The sequence below is a fragment of the Pseudomonas sp. Mn2068 genome, assembly GCF_049319725.1.
Lineage (GTDB): Bacteria > Pseudomonadota > Gammaproteobacteria > Pseudomonadales > Pseudomonadaceae > Aquipseudomonas > Aquipseudomonas gingeri.
Map to the genome: position 1 here is coordinate 1 of NZ_JBMOUG010000049.1, position 212 is coordinate 212.

1 rRNA gene is annotated in these 212 nt (G+C 47.6%); it reads right to left on the minus strand.

What is annotated here, in order from left to right:
- Positions 1–71, minus strand: a 5S ribosomal RNA gene (gene rrf, locus ACL9RJ_RS33310); the annotation flags it as partial.
- Positions 72–212 lie beyond the last annotated feature (141 nt).

A 212-nucleotide genomic window follows, 5' to 3' on the forward strand; every position in this document is an offset into this window, starting at 1 on the left:
TCGGCGATGCATCGTTTCACTGCTGAGTTCGGGATGGGATCAGGTGGTTCCAATGCTCTATGGTCGTCAAGAAATTCTGTAGCCGGTCCGTCGCTTGTGCGACGTGCCAGCAAAATAAGGAACTTCTATCTATAGAAAAACAAAACCCCAACTGCTTTCGCAATTGGGGTTTCGGAATTTAATCTTGACGATGACCTACTCTCACATGGGGA